The organism is Limosilactobacillus coleohominis (genome assembly GCF_016901675.1).
GTDB lineage: Bacteria > Bacillota > Bacilli > Lactobacillales > Lactobacillaceae > Limosilactobacillus > Limosilactobacillus intestinavium.
Window position 1 is genome coordinate 1 of sequence record NZ_JACJKU010000194.1, and the last position, 350, is coordinate 350.

1 protein-coding gene is annotated in these 350 nt (G+C 40.3%); it reads right to left on the reverse strand.

The genetic code is table 11. The features are described from left to right. Positions 1 to 75: 75 nt before the first annotated feature. On the reverse strand, positions 76 to 350 hold a 275-nt coding region (locus H5975_RS08465; protein ID WP_204785641.1), incomplete at its 5' end, for an IS3 family transposase.

Genomic DNA, 350 nt, shown 5'->3' on the forward strand with positions numbered 1-350 from the left:
CATTTAAGGAAGCTGACGTGTACCCAAAAAGTTGGAAGTTGAATATTCTGGCTTAATAATTGAATAAATATTTTTCTAGGCAACTAGATACTGCTCATATTGAAGCGGTGTTGGGTTGCCTAGTTTTGCTTGAATGCGTCGTTCATTATAGAAGTGAAGCCACTCTTTAACCGCTTGTTTTAATTCATCTTGATTACGATAACGTGTATCGGCACCGATTTCCGCTTTCAATTTACTAAAGACTGTTTCGCAAGCGGCGTTATCTAAGCATGTTGCTCGATGGGACATGCTTTGTCTGATCTTTCCTTTGCGCAACAGTTTACGCCAAGCACGATGTTGGTAATGCCATC